This window comes from Rhodococcus sp. NPDC003318, from assembly GCF_042879035.1.
Taxonomy (GTDB): domain Bacteria; phylum Actinomycetota; class Actinomycetes; order Mycobacteriales; family Mycobacteriaceae; genus Rhodococcus_G.
This window is the reverse complement of the sequence record NZ_JBIAOU010000002.1, coordinates 208,911-228,669: the sequence shown is the minus strand read 5'-3', so window position 1 is coordinate 228,669 and position 19,759 is coordinate 208,911. Positions and strand designations below refer to the sequence as shown.

Below are 19,759 nucleotides of genomic sequence, written 5' to 3'. Positions count from 1 at the left end.
CGGCAGTGGCCCGGGTTCGAGCCGACGCCGACTAATAGTGCAGCCTACCCTAATCACGGTCTTCTCTCGCATGCCCCCATCGGGAAATCCGCACGAACTCGTCCGCGCAGACCGTCACGAGGACGTCCCTTGTCCGGGCAGCGATCCCGGCGGCCACATCCGCACCGACCGCATCGGTCCGGTACGCCAGGTACGCGTGCACCGGACCGGGGCCGACCGGCTCGTGGAAGCTGAACGTCAGATCCGCGGCGGGCACCCCGACGGGCACCGGCACCAGCGCCCCGAACACCCCGTCGAGGGCCCCCAGTCGGGCCTGCTCGTGGTGCACGACAAGGATCCGGGGAGACCCGGCATCGAACCCGAGTTCCGTTGCCACGGTGTCGAATCCAATGTCCTGATGATCGAGCGCCGCCAGGTTCGACGACCGGACCCGGGCCAGCAGGTCGGCGAAGGTCGGGGCACCCGACGTGTCGGTACGCAACACGACGGTGTCGAAGAAGCACCCGATCAGCGGCGCGAGCGCCTCCTCCGGCCGGCCCGCGACCAGCGCACCGATCGGCAGGTCCGTCCCGGCCCCGGATTCGGTCAGCACCACCGCGAACGCCGCCTGCAGCACCATGAACATCGACGTCGAGGTGCGCCGCGCGAGCGCGTCGATCTCGGCGTGCAGCTCCGCGTCGATCGAAACCACGACCACGTCACCCCGCACGGGTTCGTCCGGTCGCCCGCCGGGCAGCGGCACCCGCTCCGGAAGGTCCGTCAATCGTTCGCTCCAGTAGCGCAATTGCCGGGCGTGACGACTCGACGGGTCGGACGGATGGCCGAGCAGCTCACCCTGCCACGCCACGTAATCCTCGTACCCGACCGGCAATTCGGGAAGGTCGGGCGCGTTCCCCGCGGACCGCGCGACGTAGGCGGACAGCAGTTCGCCGAGCAACGGCACCACCGACCATTCGTCCACGGCGAGGTAGTGCATCACCACCAGCAGCGCCTGCGCGCCGTCGTCCCCGTCGACCAGGTACACCCGCAGCGGCGCCTCGGCCGTCACGTCCATCGGACGCTGGGCGACGCCGAACACCGTGGCGCGCAGGTCGGTTCCGGTGGCGTCGACCCGCTCGACCGGCGGCGGGTCGACCGGCGTCCCGACGATCACACCGTCGCGGTCCTCGTACGCGGTGCGCAGCGGCGCGTGCCGAGCCGCCACATCGGTCACCGCGGCCGCGAGTGCCTCGGCGTCCAACGGTGCCGTGGGGTACAGCGACAGCGCATGGCTGGCCAGCGCACTTCGCCGCCGCCACTGACGCCGCTGGGGCGCCGACAGGGGAACGCCGTCACCGGGTTTCGTGGCCGGGACGAGGGCGGGCCGGTCGTCGCCCGCTCGCTCGGTGAGCATCGCCAGCTCCGCGACCGTCGGCGCGTCGAACACCTCGCGGATGCCGAGTTGCACACCGAGCCGCGACCGGACCCGGCCGACCAGCTGCATCGACGCCATCGAGTGGCCGCCGAGGTCGAAGAAGTTGTCGTGCACGCCCACCGACGGCAGGTGCAGGACCTCCGCGAACAGGTCGGCCAGGATCGCCTCCCGCTCGGTGCGCGGTGCGACGTCGCCGGTGAGTTCGCCCCAGTCGGGGGCCGGCAGCGCCTTGCGGTCGAGTTTGCCGTTGGGCGTGAGAGGCAGCGGCCCGGACAGGACGAGCACCAGGGACGGGACCATGTAGTCCGGCAGGGACGCCGCGACGTGCGCCCGCACGGCCGCCGGGTCCACGGTCTCCCCCGCCACCGGCACCACGTAGCCGATCAGCCGCGCGATGCCGCCCTCACGGTCCGCGATCACCGTGGCCTGGTTGACGTTCGGCGCGTCGGCGAGCGCGGCGACGACCTCGCCGAGCTCGATGCGGAAGCCACGGATCTTGACCTGGTCGTCCACCCGTCCCAGGAAGTCGACGTTCCCGTCGGCGCGCCACCGGGCGAGGTCGCCGGTCCGGTACATCCGCCCGGCGCCGAACGGGTTGGCGACGAACCGGCCCGCCGTCAGCGCCGGCTTGCCCAGATATCCGCGCGCCAGCCCGCGACCGGCGATGTACAGCTCGCCCGCCACCCCGACCGGGACCGGAAGCAGAGCCGAATCCAGCACATACGCCTGCTCGTTCGGGTCTGGGATGCCGATCGGTACGGCCTGGTTCCAGCCCGGTTGCGCCTGCCACAGCGTGTTGTTCACGGTGGCCTCGGTGAGGCCGTAGGCGGCGAGCAGATTCAGGCGCTGCGCCCACCGGCCGATCAGGTCCGGGGGCACAGTCTCGGTGCCCACGAGCACGGTGCACCCCTCGGGCACCAACGCCCCTTCGGGCAGCGCCGCCATCAGCGACGGCGGGATGATCGCGTGGGTCACCGCGTGCGCGTGCATGAAGTCGGTGAGCTCGGGGCCCGCCACCCGGGAACGGTCGGGGACGATCACCAGCCGTGATCCGGTGCACAGTGCCATCGACAGTTCGAACACCGCGACGTCGAATCCCGGTGATGCGAACTGCAGCACCACCGAGCCGGGCACCAGGCGCATCCGGTCCTCCGCGGTGGCGACCAGCGACGAGATGCCCTCGTGGGAGACGACGACACCCTTCGGCTTGCCCGTCGACCCCGAGGTGTAGATGACGTACGCGGCGTGGTCGATGCCGTCCGGCACCCGCCGCACCGCGGGCGCAGTCGCGGCGAGCGCGTCCACCGTCTCGGGGTCGTCGAGCAGGACCCGGGTCAGGCCGGGCGCCTCGATCCGGGTGGCCTCCGCGGCGGTGCTCACCAGCACGGCGGCCGCGGAGTCGGCGAGCATGTAGCTGATCCGGTCGGCGGGATGGCTCAGGTCGAGCGGCAGGTACGCCGCACCGAGTTTGAGCACACCGAGCACTGCGGCGACCATGTCGACCGACCGCGGAACGGCGAGGCCCACCACCGATTCCGCTCCGACACCGTGCGATGCCAGCACGGCGGCGATCCGGTCGGACCGTTCGTCGAGCGCGGCGTAGGTCGTGGTGGCGTGCTCGTCGACGACGGCCACGGCGTGCGGGGTCGCGGCGGCCCACCGTCCGAAGGCCTCGTCGAGCGTCTCGTCGTCGACCGGGCGGTCGGTGTCGTTGAACGCCACCAGGACCCGGTCCCGCTCGCCCGGCAGGAACACCTCGACCGAGCCGATCGGCCGGTCCGGCGCATGGGCGACGGTGCCCAGCAGGGCCAGTTGCCGGTGCGCGATCGCGTCCGCGGTGGACCGGTCGAACAGGTCGGCGCCGTACTCGAGCCGGAGCCGGACACGGCCGACGGGATCGTCTGCGCCGGGCAGGAACTCGGTGAAGTTGAACACCAGGTCGAACTTCGCGGTGCGTTCGGTCGTCGTCACCGGTTCCAGGGTGACCTCGCCGAGGTCGGTGACGTCGGGAGTACGGCTGTGGTAGCCGACCATCACCTGGAACAGCGGATTCCGGGCCAGAGTCCGCGCCGGGTTGACCCGCTCGACGACGGATTCGAACGGCACGTCGGCGTTCGCGAACGCCGCCAGGTCGACTTCCCGTACCCGCGTGAGCAGTTCGGTGAACGTCGGGTTGCCGGAGGTGTCGGTGCGCAGCACCAGGGTGTTGACGAAGAATCCGACGAGATCGTCGAGTCCCTGTTCGGTTCGTCCGGCGACGGGGGCACCGAGGGGCAGGTCCTCCCCCGCCCCGATCCGCGTGAGCAGGGCCGCGGTCGCGGCGTGCAGCACCATGAACATGCTCGTGCCGGTTGCGGCGGCGAGACCGCGCAGCGCCGCTGTGGTGTCGGCATCCAGGTCGAGTTCGATCGCACCGCCGGCGAAACTCGGGCGGGCGGGCCGGGCCCGGTCCGCGGGGAGCACCAGTTCTTCCGGCGCCCCGGACAACTGGCCTTCCCAGTAGTCGAGTTGCCTGCCCGCAACCGACACCCGATCGGCGGGATCGCCGAGGACGGCGTCCTGCCACAGCGTGTAGTCGGCGTACTGCACGGGCAGGGGTTCCCACCCGGGCGCTGCCCCGGCGCGGCGCGCCGCGTAGGCGAGCATCAGGTCGCGCAGGAACGGCCGGTCCGACCACTCGTCGGTGGCGATGTGGTGCAACACCAGCGCCAGCACCTGGTCGCCGCGCCCGTCCGCGTCGACACCGAGCCGGATCACGGTGCCCCGCACCGGGATGTCCCGGCTCAGGTCGAACGGCCTGAGCACCGCCTCCCGCACCTGGGCCGCCGCCGCGTCGATCGACGTGGCGTCGACGACGGCGAGTTCGGGGGTCGCCGCACCGAGGATGCGTTGCACGGGAACGCCGTCGACGGTGCCGAAGACGGTCCGCAGCGCCTCGTGCCGCGTCACGACGTCGCCGAGCGCTGCGACGAACGCGTCCGTGTCGAGCTCGCCGCGGAGCCGGAACACGATCGGAAAGTTGTACGCCGCCGAGTCGGGATCCATCTGCTGGATCAGCCAGAGCCGTTGCTGCGCCGCGGATGCCGGCAGCAGTTCGGGTCGTTCGACGGCCACCAGCGGCGGCCGCACCGCGTCGCTCCGTCCCCGGACCCGCTGCGCGAGGTCGGCGACGGTCGGCGCCTCGAACAGGTCCCGCATCGTCAGTTCGGTGGAGAGGGCGGCACGCGCCCGACTGATCACCCGGGTCGCGAGCAGCGAATGTCCGCCGAGGTCGAAGAAGTCGTCCTCGGCCCCGACGTCCGCGACACCGAGCACCTCGGCGAAGACCGCGCACAGCACCGTCTCGGTGTGGTCGGCCGGCGGCCGGGAGCCGGCGCCCACGGGGTCCGGCACCGGCGGCAGCGCCCGCACGTCGAGTTTGCCGTTGACGGTCATCGGGAGGGAGTCGGTGGCGACGAAGACGCTCGGCACCATGTACTCCGGCAGCCGGGCCCGCAGCGCCTGTGAGTACTTTCGGCTCTCCTGCGGACCGAAAGGACTCACGGGCGTGGTGGGCACCACGTAGGCGACGAGACGCTTGACGCCGCCGGGGCCGGGTGCCGCGATCACCGCGCACCGATGGACTCCGTCGAGGCCGGACAGCACCGACTCGACCTCGCCGAGTTCGATGCGGTGCCCCCGGATCTTCACCTGGTCGTCGGTGCGACCGAGGTAGTCGAGGTTGCCGTCGCGGCGGCGGCGCATCAGGTCGCCCGTGCGGTACATCCGCTGCCCCGGCTCGAAGGGGTTGGCCACGAACCGGTCCGCGGTCAACGCGGGCCGGCGGAGGTAGCCGCGGGCCAGCCCGACCCCGGAGATGTACAGCTCACCGGCGGTTCCGTCGGGGACCGGCCGCAGCCAGCCGTCGAGGAGGTAGGCGGCGGTGTTCCAGATCGGGGTGCCGACCGTCGGGGACGCCGAGTCGTCCGTGCCGGCACCGAGGGTGTTGATGGTGTACTCGGTGGGCCCGTACAGGTTGTACCCGTGGGTGCCGTCGGTGTCGCGCAGGCGATTCCACACGGTGTCCGGCACCGCCTCGCCGCCGAGCAGCACCAGCGGCGGCCGGTGCCGTCCGGGCCCGTCGTCGAGCAGGCCCGCGTCGAACAGGTGCTGCGCGTAGGTGGGGGTGACGTTGACGACGTCGATCGCGTTGCTGTCGCAGTAGGCGACGAGCGCGTCCGCGTCCCGGCGCAGGTCCTCGTTGCAGATGTGCACCTCGTGGCCCTCGACGAGCCACAGCAGCTCCTCCCACGACATGTCGAACGCGAACGACACGGTGTGCGCGATGCGCAGCAGGCGGCCACCGGTCGCCTGTACCGTCGGGTCGAAGATCGCCTCACGGTGGTTGAACTGCATGTTCGTCAGGCCGCGGTAGCCGGTGACGACGCCCTTCGGCCGGCCCGTCGATCCCGACGTGTAGATCACGTAGGCGGGGTGGTCGAGGCGCCCCGGCGTCCCGGGCGCGAACGCGCCGAGTTCCGCCGCGGCCAGCCGTGCGTCCGACCACGGCTGCGATGCGGGAACGTCGAGAAGCAGTGCGGCACCGTCCCACTCCGCGAGCGTGGCCCGCACCGCCGTGGTCGACACCAGCGTCACCGGCCGGGCGTCGTCGAGCATCCCGACGAGACGCTCGGCCGGGTGGTCCAGCTCGAGCGGCAGGTACGCGGCTCCCGTGCGCAGCACCGCGAACAGGGCGACGACCGTGTCCACCGATCTCGGCAGACCCAGAGCCACGACCCGTTCCGGGCCCGCCCCCACGGCGAGCAGCCGACGCGCGAGGGCGTTGATCCGCCCGTCGAGGTCGCGGTAGGTCACCCGTTCGTCCCCGAAGACGAGCGCCACCTGCTCGGGTGTCCGTGCGGCCGCCTCGGCGAACAGGTCCGCGATCGTCGCCTCCGGCACGTCGCGGGGAGCGGGGCGTGCGGTCAGCGCGGCCCGCTCGGCCGGGGTCTCCGGGTGCAGGGACCCGACCACGACGTCGCCGTCGGCGGCGATCGTGTCGAGCAGCCGGACGAACCACGCCAGCATCGCCGCGGCGACGTCGGAGTCGAGGAGTTCGGGGCGGTACTCGAACTTGACCCTCACCCGCGTGCCGGGCGTCACCACCACGGTCAGCGGGTAGTGGGTGTGGTCGATGCTGTCGCCGCCGCTGATGTCGTGCGCGGCGTTGAGGGCCGACACCTGGTTCTCGTCGACGAAGTTCTGCAGCACGTACAGCACGTCGAACAGCTGCCGGTGCTCGGATTCGCGGGCGATGGTGGCCAGCCCGAGGTAGTCGTGCGAGGTGAGGTCGAGCCGTTCGGACTGGCTGCGCCGCACCAGTTCCGAGACCGTCTCGCCCGGCCGCAGGGTGATCCGCACCGGCACGGTGTTGAGGAACAGGCCGGCGACGGTGTCGATTCCCTCGACCTCGGGCGGGCGGCCGGCGACGGTCGTGCCGAAGACGACGTCGTCGCGTCCGGTTGCCACCCCGAGCACCAGCGCGAGCGCGGCGGACAGGACGGCGTTGAGCGTCACGCCCGCCGCGGCGGCCCGCTCCCGCAGGCGCCGGCCGAGGTCCTCGGACAGCACCGTGTCGTGCCTGCCGGGCATCGCGGCCGGTCCGGGCATCGGTGCGCCGAGCAGCGTCGGCTCCGTGAGCCCGGAGAGCGCGGCGCGCCACCGCGCCCGTCCCTCGTCCGCGTCCCGGCCGGACAGCCAGCGCAGGTAGTCGGTGAAGCCGCCGGTGGGGGCGGGCAGTGCCGTGTCGTCGCCGGCCGAGTCGTACAGCGCGAGCAGCTGACTCACGACGATGCCGTTGGACCAGCCGTCCCAGAGGAGGAACTCCCGGTTCACCACGAGCCGGTCGCGGTCGTCACCGAGACGGACCACCATGACGCGCCACAGCGGCGGCGCGGTCAGGTCGAACGGGGTGAGCCGGTCGGCGGCCGCCAGTTCGGCGGCACGGGCCTCGCGGTCGCTGCCGGGAAGGTCGCGCAGGTCGTGCTCGACGATCGGCACGTCGCAGTCCGCGGTCACGAACTGCACCGGCGACCTCAGTCCCTCGCTGACGAAACCCGCACGCAGCGTGGGGTTCCGGCGTTGCAGGGTGCGCAGCGCCGCGGCGAGCCGGTCGAGGTCGAGGCGGTGCTCGAAGTCGAGGGTGAACTGCGCGGTGTAGATGTCCGCGATCGTGTCACCGGACGCGGTCCCGTCGAAGGTGGCCTGGAAGTACAGGCCCTCCTGCAGCGGCGACAGCGGCCACACCGTCTCGACACCGGACGGTGCCCGCGAGACGATCGAATCCAGCTCGGGCTGGGTGAGTTTCACCAGCGGGACGTCGGACGGGGTGAGCACGGCGGCGCCGTCGTGCGCGGCGGCGCCGTCGTGCGCGGCGGCGACGGCGACGAGTTCACGCAGCGCAGCCGCCCAGCCCGCGGCCAGGGCCGCGCCGTCCGCGTCGGTGAGGCCGAGTTCGGAGTGACCGAACACCGCGGTGAGCACCGGGCCTCCGGGGCCGTCCTCGCAGACCGCGTTCACGATCAGCCGGTACGGTCCGCCCATGTCGCTGTCGGGATCGGTTGCGAGCGCATCGGATTCCGGTGCGGGTGTCCACGGTACCGCGGCGGCGCCGTCGCCGGACGGCAGCCGTCCGAGATAGTTGAACAGCACCTGCGACGACTCCCCGGCCGCCAGCAGGCCGGCGGTGCGCGCGTTGGCGTACCGCAGCATGCCGTACCCGATGCCCCCGTCCGGAGCGGCACGCAGACGTTCCTTGACGTCGACGAGGACGGCCAGCGGTTCGTCTCCGGCGCGCAGGCGGACCGGACTGATGCTGGTGAACCAGCCGACGGTGCGGGACAGGTCGACGCCGTCGGCGAGTTCCTCGCGGCCGTGCCGTTCGAGGTCGACCAGCAGATCCCGGTCGGGCTGTCCGCTGCCTCGGTGCCAGCGGGTGACCGCGATCCGCAGCGCGGTCACCAGGACATCGGTGACGTCGGCGTGGGCGAGGGCGGGAACGGCGGTCAGCACGGCGGCGGTGTCCGCGACGTCGAGCGAGATCCGGTGCCGTGAACCGGTTCCGATCGTCGCGTCCCCCGTCGCGTCGGCGACCAGGGCGGCGCCGGGCGCGGTTGTCGCTGTCCAGTGGTCGAGTTCGGCGAGCCGGGCGCTGGTCTGGGCCTCGTCGGTGACGTGGGCGCCGTAGCGGCGCAGCGACGTGCCGACGGGGTCGAGTGCGGGCGGCTCCCCCGCCGTGGTCGCCACCACGGCCATCGCGAGGTCCTCGAGGAGGATCCGCCACGAGACCCCGTCGACGACGAGGTGGTGCGCGACGATCAGCAACCGGCCGGGGGCGGTGGGTCCGGCGTCGAAGTGCACGGCCTGCAGCATCACCCCGCCCTCGGGGTCGAGCCGGTCGGTGGCCGCGGACGACTCCTCGGTGACCTCGGCGCGGAACGAGTCCGCGTCCACGGCCACCGCCGTCACCAGGTCCGCCGCGACCACGGTGCCCGGCTCGGTGGTCCGCATCGACCACACACCCGGGCGGTGCCGGGTCAGGACCGCGCGCAGGCCGTCGTGGTGGTCGAGCACGGCCTGCACCGCGTCCGTCAGGGTCGGGGTGTCGACACCGGCCGGGGTGTGCACCAGTACGGCCTGGTTGAACCGGTTGGTGCCTCCGGACCACTCGGAGAGCCGGTGGATCACGGGCAGCGAGATCAGTTCGCCCACACCGTCATCGGTGTGTTCGGCGGTCGGACCACCGTCCGCGGACGTGTCCGCGGTCTCACCGAGCAACCGGGCGATCGCGGCGGGGGTGCGCAGTTCGAAGATCTGCCGCGGCGTCAGCGTCAGGCCTTCCTTGCGGACGACGTTGACGAGTCGGATCGCGAGGATGCTGTCGCCGCCGAGGGTGAAGAAGTCGTCGTCGGCGCCGACCCGGTCGAGGCCGAGGACGTCCGCGAACAGCTCGGTCAGCCGGTCCTCGGTGCCGGTGCGGGGCGCACGCTCGGACACCACCGCGGAGAAGTCCGGTGCGGGCAACGCGGCGCGGTCCAGCTTTCCGCTCGGCGTCAGCGGCAGGGCGGCGAGTTCGACGAACGCGGTCGGCACCATGTGCGGCGGGAGGGAGGCGCGCAGCGCCTGTGCGTGACTGTGGTGGCCCTGGCCGCCGAACTCGCGCACAGGCCCGGAGGGCACCACGTACGCGACCAGCTGCTGATGACCGGGCCGGTCCTCGCGCACGACGGCGGCGGCCTGCGCGACCTGCGGATCCCGCAGCAACGCGGCCTCGACCTCACCGAGCTCGATCCGGAAACCGTGCAACTTGACCTGATGGTCGGAACGTCCGACGTACTCGAGCTCGCCGTCCACGGACCGCACGACGTCACCGGTGCGGTACATCCGGTCGCCCGCGACGAATGGGTCGGCGACGAACCGGTCCGCGGTCAGCGCCGGACGGTCGAGGTAGCCGCGGGCCAGCTGCGGTCCCGCGAGGTACAGCTCGCCCTCGGAACCGGGCGGCACCAACCCCAGGTAGCGGTCGAGCACGTACAGCCGGGTGTTCGCGACCGGGACGCCGATCGGCACGGAGTTCGCCTGCTCGGACACGCGATCGGCGCCGAAGTGGTGACTCACCTCCACCGAGGCCTCGGTCGGGCCGTACAGGTTGTCCAGCCGCGTGCCGGGCAGGACCTGGGCGAACCGGCGGGCCGACGCGGCGGACAGCGCCTCGCCGGAGCAGGCCACGACCTCGAGCGAGGTGCACTGCGCCGCAGCGGGTTCGGCGAGGAAGAGGTCGAGCATCGACGGGACGAAGTGGGCCCGGCCGATGCCCCGCGCCGCGATCAGCTCGGCGAGATACGCCGGGTCGCGGTGGCCGCCCGGCCGCGCGAGGACGACCGTCGCCCCGGCGACGAGCGGCCCGAAGAACTCGGGCACCGACACGTCGAAGCTGGACGGCGTCTTCTGCAGCACCCGGTCGCCGACCGCCAGGGGATTCACTTCCTGCATCCACGTCAGCCGGTTCACCACGCCGCGGTGCGGCACGACGACACCCTTGGGCCTGCCGGTGGAGCCGGAGGTGTAGATGACGTACGCCGGATGGTCGGCACTGGCCCGCCCGCGAAGCGGCTCCGGATCACCGTGCGGCGCGGCCAGATCCACGACCACCTGCCGAGCGGCACCGAAGTCCGTTCCGGCGGCGGTGAGCACGCAGACCGGGTCCGCGTCGTCGACCATCAGGGCGAGCCGCGCCGCCGGGTAGTCCAGGTCGAGGGGCAGGTAGGCGCCGCCGGCCTTGCCGACGGCGAGCAGCGCGACCATCAGTTCCGGTGAGCGACCGAGCGCGACCGCGACGATCGACTCGGGGCCGACACCGAGGTCGACGAGCCGGTGCGCCAGCGCGTTCGCGTGGGCGTGCAGCTCCGCGTACGTCAGGGTCGCGCCCTCGAACTCGACGGCGACGGCGTCCGGGGTGGCCTCCGCCTGCGCGTCGAGCAGCTCGGTCAGCGTGGCCTCGCCACCGGCTCCCGCGAAGTCCGTCCACGCCCGTTCCAGCTCGGCGCGCTGGTCGGCCGACACCAGTTCGAGCGCGGAGATCGGCGTCTCCGGTGCCCGCACCACCTGGTCGAGCAGTGCCACCATGCCGTATGCGAACGACGACGCGGTCGCCGAATCCACCACCGCGGTCTGGAACTTCACCTCGAGCCGCAGCTCGTCTCCGGGTGCGACGAGCAGGGTGACGGGGTACGGCGGGTTCTCCTCGAACGTGACGCCGGTGACCGCGACGCGGCCCGCGCCGTCGGTCACCGGTCCGTGACCGATCGGGTAGTTCTCGAACACGACGAGGCTGTCGAACAGCTCCTGGAGTCCGGTCAGGCGACGCAGCTCGCTCAGACCGAGATACTGGTGGTCGAGCAACTCGGACTGTTCGCGCTGCCAGCGGGTCAGGGCCGCGGTGACGGATTCCTCTGCAAGCACGCGCATTCGGGCCGGGACTGTGTTGATGAACAGGCCGACCATCGTCTCGATGCCGGGCAGATCGCCGCCGCGACCGGACACGGTCGACCCGAACAGCACGTCCCGCCGCCCGGTCAGGCGGGCGAGGAGCACACCCCAGGTGCCGTGCACGAGCGTGCTCAGCGTCAGCCCGCGCGCGCGTCCGAAGGCGGCCAATGCCGCGGTGCGGTCGGACGGCAGCCGCACCTCGACCGACCCGACGCCGTCGGCGCCGCCCCGACCGGCGGCGGCGACACCGGTCGGCTCGTCGACGCCGGCGAGCGCGGCGCACCACAACTCCACCGACGCGTCGCGGTCGCGGCCGGCCAGCCAGCGCAGGTAGTTCCGGTACGGCGTCGGCTCCGGGAGCGCGGCCGCCGGCCCGTCGGGCGCGTACAGCGCCATCAGTTCCCGCAGCATCACCGGCACCGACCAGCCGTCGGCGACGAGGTGGTGGATCGACTGCAGCAGCAGCGCGGTGTCGTCCGACGTCCGGACCAGCATGTAGCGGACGAGCGGCGGTCTGCCGAGATCGAATCCGCGGACCCGGTCCTGCGCGAGCAGCGAGCGGACCGTGGCCTGCACGTCGCGCGCGGACTGCCCGGTCAGGTCCACGAAGCCCATCGGCACCGGCACCGCGGAGGCCACGACCTGGACGATGCGTCCGTCGGCCAACGCGTGCAGCCCGGTCCGCAGCGCGGCGTGCCGATCCACGAGGGCCTGCAGCGCCAGCGCGAACGCGGCGGGGTCGACGGGTCCGGTCAGCTCCACGACCTGTTGCACGACATAGGGATCGACGCGCTCGTCCTCGAAGGCGCTGTGGAAGTAGATGCCCTCCTGCAGCGGGGTCAGCGCGAGCACGTCGACCAACGCGGGCTCGGCCGCCTCGAGCTGGTCCACGTCCGCCTGAACCAACTGCGCGCCGGGGAAATCCGACGGGGTGCGTCCACCGAGGTCGGCGATCCCGGCGAGCTCGGTCAGCGCGGCGGTCCATTCCGCGGCGAGCGTCTCGACCCGCTCGCGGCTCACGGCACCGGGCGCGAAGGTGAGAGTGGTGTGCAGTTCCGGTCCGTGCGGGCCGTCGTGGGCGATCGCGTCGACGGTGACCACGTGCCCGATCGGGGCGTCGGGGTCGGCGGCACCGCCGAGGGCCGACGGCAGCCAGTCCCCGTCGGTCGCGGCCACCCGGCCCAGGTAGTTGAACAGCACCTGCGGCTCGCTCGCCGGCCGCAGATCCGCGCCGACGAGGTAACGCAGTGCGCCGTAACCGATTCCGTTTCCGGGGACCGAGCGCAGTTGCTCCTTGACGGCCTGGACGCCGCGCGCAAGTGCGGCCTGGTCGCCGGGCCCGACCGCACCCGCGTCGAGGCGGACGGGGTACAGGGAGGTGAACCACCCGACGGTGCGGCCGAGGTCCACGGGGCGCCGCGCCGCGTCCTCCTCACGGCCGTGGCCCTCGAGGTCGACCAGGACCCCGGTGCCCCCGTCGCCCCGCCGGCGTGCGAGCGCGACCGCGAGTCCGGTCAGCAGCACGTCCTGGACGTGGCCGCCGAATGCCGCGGGGACCGCGGACAGCAGCGGCGCCGTCAGTGCGGGATCGAGGACCGTCGTCACGGTGTCCGCGGTCGCCCACGTGTCGGCGACGGGGTCGATCCCCCGGGTGCCGAACACCGGATCCGCCGCCGAGGAGACGGCACGCCAGTGGTCGAGTTCGCCGTCGAACGCGCCGCCCTCGGCCTGCTCGACGAGCAGCTGCGCCCACCGCCGCAGCGACGTTGCACCCACGACCGGCGCGAGGGTGTCGGGGGCGGACGCCGCCCGTGCCAGATCCTCGATCAGGATCCGCCAGGACACGCCGTCGACGACGAGGTGGTTGGCGACCAGCAGCAGCCGGCCCGGCGCCGCGCCGCCGTCGAACCACACCGCCTGCAGCATGAGGCCGGTGTCCGGGTCGAGTCGTGCAGCCGCCGAGGCTGTTTCGCGTGAAAAAGCGTCGTCGAGCACGTCCGGGAGCTCCGCGACACGCAGGACGTCCGTGAGGTCCGGGACTGCCGATTCGGGAACGTCGAGCGTCCACCGCTCGCCCCGGACGAGCCGGGCCCGCAGCGCCGGATGCCGGTCGAGGACCACCCGCAGTGCGGCGCCGAGCGTGTCGGCGGTGAGTCCGGCGGGGGTGCGCAGCAGCACCGACTGGTGGAAACGCGACACCGCGTCGCCCGCGTCCCGGGTCCGGGCCAGGATCGGGGTCGTGGGGATCTCCCCCAGCGGATCGTCGGCGACGTCGACCTCCGCGGCGACGCGGCCGTCGACTTCCCGGGCCAGCGCGGCAACTGTCCGCAGCGCGAACACCTCCCGCGCGCTGAGCGCGAGTCCCGCCGCCCGCGCCTGGTTGACGACCTGGATCGCGACGATGCTGTCGCCGCCGAGCGCGAAGAAGTCGTCGGTGACGCCGACGGAGTCGAGGCCGAGGACCCCGGCGACGATCTGCGCCAGAGTGCGTTCGACGTCGGTGCGCGCCGCCACGCCTTCCAGGCCCGCCCGCAGGTCCGGCTCGGGCAGCGCCCGCCGGTCCAGTTTGCCGTTCGCGGTCAGCGGGAACCGGTCGAGGACCACGACCGCCGTCGGCACCATGTACTCCGGCAGCTGCGTCGCCACCCAGTCCCGCACCGCCGCCCCGTCGAGCGCCGTGTGCCGGGCAACGACGTAGGCGGCAAGGTATCTGGTCCCGCCGCTGTCCCGGACCAGCACCGCGCACTGGCCCACCCCGGGACACCGCGAGACCGCGGACTCGACGTCCTCGAGTTCGAGTCGCATACCGCGGATCTTCACCTGATTGTCGGCGCGGCCGACGAAGTCGAGGGTGCCGTCGTCCGACCACCGCGCGAGGTCTCCGGTTCGGTAGAGCCGGGAACCGGTGTCCCCGAACGGGTTGGCGACGAAGCGACCGGCGGTCAGTGCCGGCGCGCCGACGTAGCCGCGGCCGAGGAGGTAGCCGCCCGCGTACAGTTCTCCCGCGACCCCGACGGGCACCGGCTGCAGGCGGGCGTCGAGGACGTACAGCTGCGTGTTCGGGTTGGGGCGGCCGATCGACGTCGCGATCCGCGCGGCCTGGTCGCGGTAGATCACGTGGGAGACACCGATGGTCGCCTCGGCCGGGCCGTACCCGTGGTAGAGCGTCGTGCCGAGCTGCCTGCGGAAGCGGTCGAACAGGTCGGGGGTGAGCACCTCCCCGCCGCACCACACGTGCCGCAGTCCGGTCAGCTTCGCGGTCCCGTCGGCCAGGTCGAGCAGCACCGCGAGCATCGACGACACCAGGTAGACGAACGTGACCCGTTCCCGCTCGATCAGGTCGAGCAGGTAGTGCGGGTCCCGCTCGCCGCCGGCCTCCGCGACGATCAGCCGACCACCCGAGACCAGGGGCAGCAGGATCTCGTTGACCGAGATGTCGAACGCCAACGGCGCCTTGAACAGGGAGGCGTCGCCCGGACCGAACCCGAGGACCTCCTCGACCTGCCAGCTCAGCCGCGCGCAGATGGCCTCGTGCCGGATCATCGCCCCCTTGGGCCTGCCCGTCGACCCGGAGGTGAAGATGACGTAGGCCAGCGACGGCCCGCGCACCGGCGCCGCGACGGGGGTGTCGGGCAGGTCCGCGTAGGACCAGTTCGCCAAGTCGACGACCACCGCGGAGTCGGGATCGGCGGTGACACCGCCGGGTCCGGTCAGCACCAGCCGGGCTCCGGCGTCCGCGAGCACCTGCGCGCGCCGGTCCGCGGGCCATTCCGGGTCGAGCGGGACGAACGCGCCCCCGGCGGCCATCACCGCCAGCAGCCCGACCACCATCTCCGCCGACCGCGGGAGGCCGACCGCGACAACGTCTTCCGCCTCGAGACCACGCCCGGTCAGGTGCCGCGCGAGCTGATCGACGCGCGCGCCGAGGTCCCGGTACGTCAGCCGGGTGTCACCGGCGACGAGGGCTTCGGCGTCCGGCCGCGCGGCCACCTGCGCGGCCACCAGCTCGGGGACCGTCCGGCTCGGTTGCTCCCGCGCGGTGTCGTTGAACCCCAGCAGGATCCGGTCGCGCTGCGCGGCCGGCATCACGTCCAGCCGCGCCACCGGTGTCCGCGGCGCGTCCGCGAGGTGCTCCAGGAAGTGCGTCAACTGGGTGCGGTGCCGGTCGAGGTGGTCCTCGAGCCCGGCACCGACGCGGATGTCGATGCGCAGCGATTCGCCGTCCTGCCCGCCCTGGACGGTGAAGTCGAGGTCGCCGATCGCGCCGGTGACCATGTTCTGCACGAACGCGGGATGCCCGCCGAACGTGAGGGTGTGCTCGAACATCACGATGTTGACGCCCGGGCCGAACACCCGCCGGGACGGGTCGAGCGCCCGCAGCTCCCGGGCCAGGTCCTCGCCGCGGAAGCGACCGTGTCGGAGCATCGCGATCAGCTCGCGGTCGATCCGCACGACGAGGTCAGCCAGCGTCGCGCCGTCGTCGATCCGCAGCCGCATCGGCAGGATGGTCGACGCCATCGACGGCAGGTACCGCATCGCCCTGCCCGCCCGGCCGGTGAGCGGCACCGACAGCATCAGGTCGGACACGCCGGTGAGCCGGTGCAGGTAGGCGGCGATCATCGCGAACGGGAGCCGGGTGCGGCGGATGCCCTCGGCGTCGGCGAAGCGCAGCAGGCCGGCGACGACGTCCGGGTCCAGTTCGATCGTGGTCGTGACTGGCGGTGCCGTCGGATCCGGTGCCGGCGGCAGCAGCACCGCGGGCTCGGGCGCCCCGGTCATCGCATCCAGCCAGTACTCGCGATCGGCGGCGTACCGCGCCGAACCGCGATACGCGGCGTCCACGTCCACCGCGGTCTGCAGCGACCAGTCCTTCTCCTCGAAGCGGAGGTCGGGGGCGTCCTGACGCCCGACGACCTCGTCGACCAGCTGGATGATCCCGTAGCCGTCGATGATGCTGTGGTGATAGCGCTGGAACCACCAGGTGCGTTCGTCACCGATCCGCAGGATCGCCTGCGTGAACAGCGCGTCCTCGCTCCCAAGCCGGGAGACGCTGCGCAGGTCGCGATCCACCCAGTCGTGGGCGGCGGCCTCCGGGTCGGGCAGGCCCCGCAGGTCGACCACGTGCAGCGTCCACGCGTCCGGATCGAGACGCTGCTGATGCAGGACGTCGTCCGCCCCGACCGCGAACCGCACGTGCAGCGCCTCGGCACGGCGGATCGTCAGGTACACCGCCTCGACGGCCCGTCCGACCTGGAGCGGGCCGCCGACCTCGACCGTCAGCGCGATGTTGTACGCGGGACTGTCCGGCGCGAGCCGCTGCGCGACCCACACCTCCGACTGGGCCGCGGTGACCGGAAGCCAGGAGCCGATCAGGTGTTCGTGCTCCGTCGAGTCCGAGAGCGAGGTCATGCAGGTCCGATCATTGGGCGCTGGTTCGATGGCAGCCGACGCGTACCCGGACGTCGACAACGGTCCGCCGGTACGGCCGCGGGCGCCGGTCGGTCACCGCGCGCGGGACCATCCTGACCGACGAATACTTAGGGGACGCTGAGTAGCGCCTCGGCCGACGGGGTCAGCCCTTCAGGAAGTCGAGGATCGCGGAGTTCACCGCGTCGGGACGTTCCAGGTAACCGTAGTGCCCGCAGTCCTCGAGTTCGACGTACCGCGCGCCGGGGATCGCCTTGGCGACCTCCTGCGCCAGCGTCGGCGGGACGAGGCGGTCGTCCGCGAAGCCCACCGCGGCACACGGCACCGTGATCCGTGCGTACGCCGCGAGCCGGTCCCCGAAGTCGTCCAGGTTCAGCTGGGCCCGCATGCCGGGAGTGTTCTCGCCCTTCGAGAAGGCGAAGATGTCGAGCCAGTCCTGGGCGGCCATCGGGTCCACCAGCGACGCCGGCGACAGGTTCAGCACCGCCGTGACCGCGGCCCGATACGAGTCGGGCAGCGTGATGCCCTGGCGGTCCAGCTCGCGCTCGCCCTCGGACAGGGTCTTCTGCAGCGTGTCGCGCCGACCGTGCGCGGCGAGGAACACCGCCTTGCGCACCAGGTCGGGGCGGGTGAGCGCCAACTCCTGCGCGATCCGCGCCCCGAGCGAGGTGCCGACGACGTGCGCCGGGCCGCCCAGGTGTTCGATCAGCGCGGCGGTGTCGGCGACCATGTCCTCGATCGTGAACCCGTCCGCGCACTCGTCGGTCGGCGCGATCCCGCGGTTGTCGAAGGTGCACACGCGGTACCCGGCGTCGACCAACGCGGGCACCTGGTGCAACTCCCACACGCGACCGGGACTGCCCGTGCCCATGATCAGCACGACCAGATCTCCGGAGCCCTTGACCTGGTAATTCAGCGCAATCCCGTTGATCGTGGCGAGCGGCATGAACAGGACCTCTTTCGGCGGTTGGGGGTCACCGGCCCTCGTCCGCGGCGTGTCACTGGCCTAGGCTGTCGCATCGTCTACCCGTGACCGGCGCTCGAGGCGCCTGCCCAGGAGGAAGCCGTGAAGGTCGCTACGCTCGGATATCAGACCTGGGGTCACCGTACCCTGCAGGCGCTCGTCGACTCCACGCACGAGGTCGTCCTCGCGGTCACCCATCCGAAGAGCGATCACGCCTACGAGAAGATGTGGGCCGACTCGGTCGCCGACCTCGCCGCCGCGCACGAGATCCCCGTGCACATCGCGACCAAGCCCGACGAGGCGTTCCGGGCCGCCCTCGCCGACGCGCAGCCGGACATCATCGTCGCCAACAACTGGCGGACCTGGCTGCCGCAGGAGGTCTTCGGCCGCCCGAAGTACGGCACCCTCAACATCCACGATTCGCTGCTGCCCAAGTACACCGGCTTCTCGCCGCTGATCTGGGCACTGATCAACGGCGAATCCGAGGTCGGGGTGACGGCGCACCTGATGGACGAGGAACTCGACGCCGGCGACATCGTGCTGCAACGCGCCACCCCGGTCGGACCGAAGGACACCGTCACCGACCTGTTCCACCGCACCGTCGACATGATCGGCCCGATCACCGTCGACGCCCTCGCACTGATCGAGTCCGGCCGCACCGACTGGACGCCGCAGGACCGCTCGCAGGCCACGTTCTTCCACAAGCGCGCCCCCGAGGACAGCCGCATCGACTGGACCTGGCCGGCCGAGGTCATCGAACGCCTCGTCCGCGCCCAGTCCGACCCGTACCCCAACGCGTTCACCACGTTCAAGGGGCAGCGCATCCGGGTGCTGGCGTCGTCGGTGTCGACGGGGCACTACGGCGGCACCCCCGGCCGGGTGTTCATCCACGAGGGCGACGGCATGGTCATCGTCGCCGGCCCCGACGCCTGGTCGGGACGCAATCACGGTCTGTCCATCGAGCGGGTGCGCCTCGACGACGGTACCGAGATGACCGGTCGCGAGTTCTTCCCCCACGGCGGCGGCTACCTGGGCACCTAGCTGGGCCGTGTCGCCTCGCCGCGTGTTCCCCGGGTCCCGGTCAGGTCCTGACCGCGAAGCCCATGTAGGAGATCGCGGTCGACCGCGTCCGCCCGAAGTCGAGGCGCCGGCTCACCTCACCCCAGGGCAGCCGGCCCCGCGCCGCGCGCGCCATGTCGAGGATCCGCAACGGGTTTCGCGATCGTGGACCGAGACCGACGACGGCGCCGGGGCGCAGGCCCCGCCGTCCCATGACGTCGATCAGCTCGTCGGGTCTGATGCACATCGACCAGTCGTGGACGTCGGTGTCGAACAGCCGGGTCCATCGCCACTCCTGCATGATCTTGATGGCCACGAGCCTGCTGGTGCGGGTCCGGTTGATGGTGTCGAACAGGAACAGCCCACCGGGTCGCAGCACCCGTGCGGTCTCGCCGATGACCGCCTCGAGATCGGACACGTGCTCGAGCACGTCACAGCAGTACGCGACGTCGAACTCCTTGTCCTGCACGGGAAGTCGTTCACCACTGCCGAGCCGGTAGTCGATGTCGAGGCCACCCTCGGCGGCGTGGGTGCGTGCGGCGGCCACCGACACCGCGGACGGGTCGATCCCGACCACGCGGAACCCGACCTTCGCGAACTCCTCGGCGAGGAATCCGCCACCCGAACCGATGTCGAGGGCCCGCATCCCGGTGTAGTCGCCACCGACCCGCGCGGCGAGCACCTCCCGGAAGTACTCGAAACGGCCCGGTGTCAGGCTCCCGTGCAGCATGTTGAGCGGGTTGTCCTCGTCCCACCAGCTCTCGCCCACGCGGTTGTACACGTCGTTGTCGATCGGCACCGGATCACCTGCGCATCCCGGGGAAGGCTGTCCCGTCCGGTCACCCTTGCACGTTCTCCGATGTCATGCC

4 protein-coding genes are annotated in these 19,759 nt (G+C 72.1%); 1 reads left to right on the top strand and 3 read right to left on the bottom strand.

Features of this window, described 5'->3' with window-relative positions; genetic code table 11:
• Positions 1 to 49: 49 nt before the first annotated feature.
• The gene (locus ACFYVR_RS06270; protein ID WP_387470798.1) at positions 50 to 16,849 is read right to left on the bottom strand and encodes an amino acid adenylation domain-containing protein; all 16,800 of its coding nucleotides are present in this window, start codon (positions 16,847 to 16,849) and stop codon (positions 50 to 52) included.
• A gap of 163 nt (positions 16,850 to 17,012) precedes the next feature.
• Entirely contained in the window at positions 17,013 to 17,813 is an 801-nt protein-coding gene (locus ACFYVR_RS06265) for an alpha/beta fold hydrolase (RefSeq protein WP_387470796.1), read from the bottom strand.
• A gap of 120 nt (positions 17,814 to 17,933) precedes the next feature.
• Between ACFYVR_RS06265 and ACFYVR_RS06260 the strand changes: the two genes are divergently transcribed.
• Positions 17,934 to 18,872: a methionyl-tRNA formyltransferase gene (locus ACFYVR_RS06260; protein WP_387470794.1), complete on the top strand. Its 939-nt coding sequence runs from the start codon at positions 17,934 to 17,936 to the stop codon at positions 18,870 to 18,872.
• Between the two features lie 40 nt (positions 18,873 to 18,912).
• Here ACFYVR_RS06260 and ubiG read toward each other — a convergent pair whose 3' ends face one another.
• Complete coding sequence (gene ubiG, locus ACFYVR_RS06255) at positions 18,913 to 19,689, bottom strand: bifunctional 2-polyprenyl-6-hydroxyphenol methylase/3-demethylubiquinol 3-O-methyltransferase UbiG (protein ID WP_387470792.1); 777 nt, start codon at positions 19,687 to 19,689, stop codon at positions 18,913 to 18,915.
• Between the last annotated feature and the right edge of the window lie 70 nt (positions 19,690 to 19,759).

What these genes read in the sequence shown, in the direction of transcription:
- ACFYVR_RS06270 (WP_387470798.1), bottom strand. Translation starts at nt 16,849, where the DNA reads ATGACCTCGCTCTCGGACTCGACGGAGCACGAACACCTGATCGGCTCC.
- ACFYVR_RS06265 (WP_387470796.1), bottom strand. Translation starts at nt 17,813, where the DNA reads ATGCCGCTCGCCACGATCAACGGGATTGCGCTGAATTACCAGGTCAAG.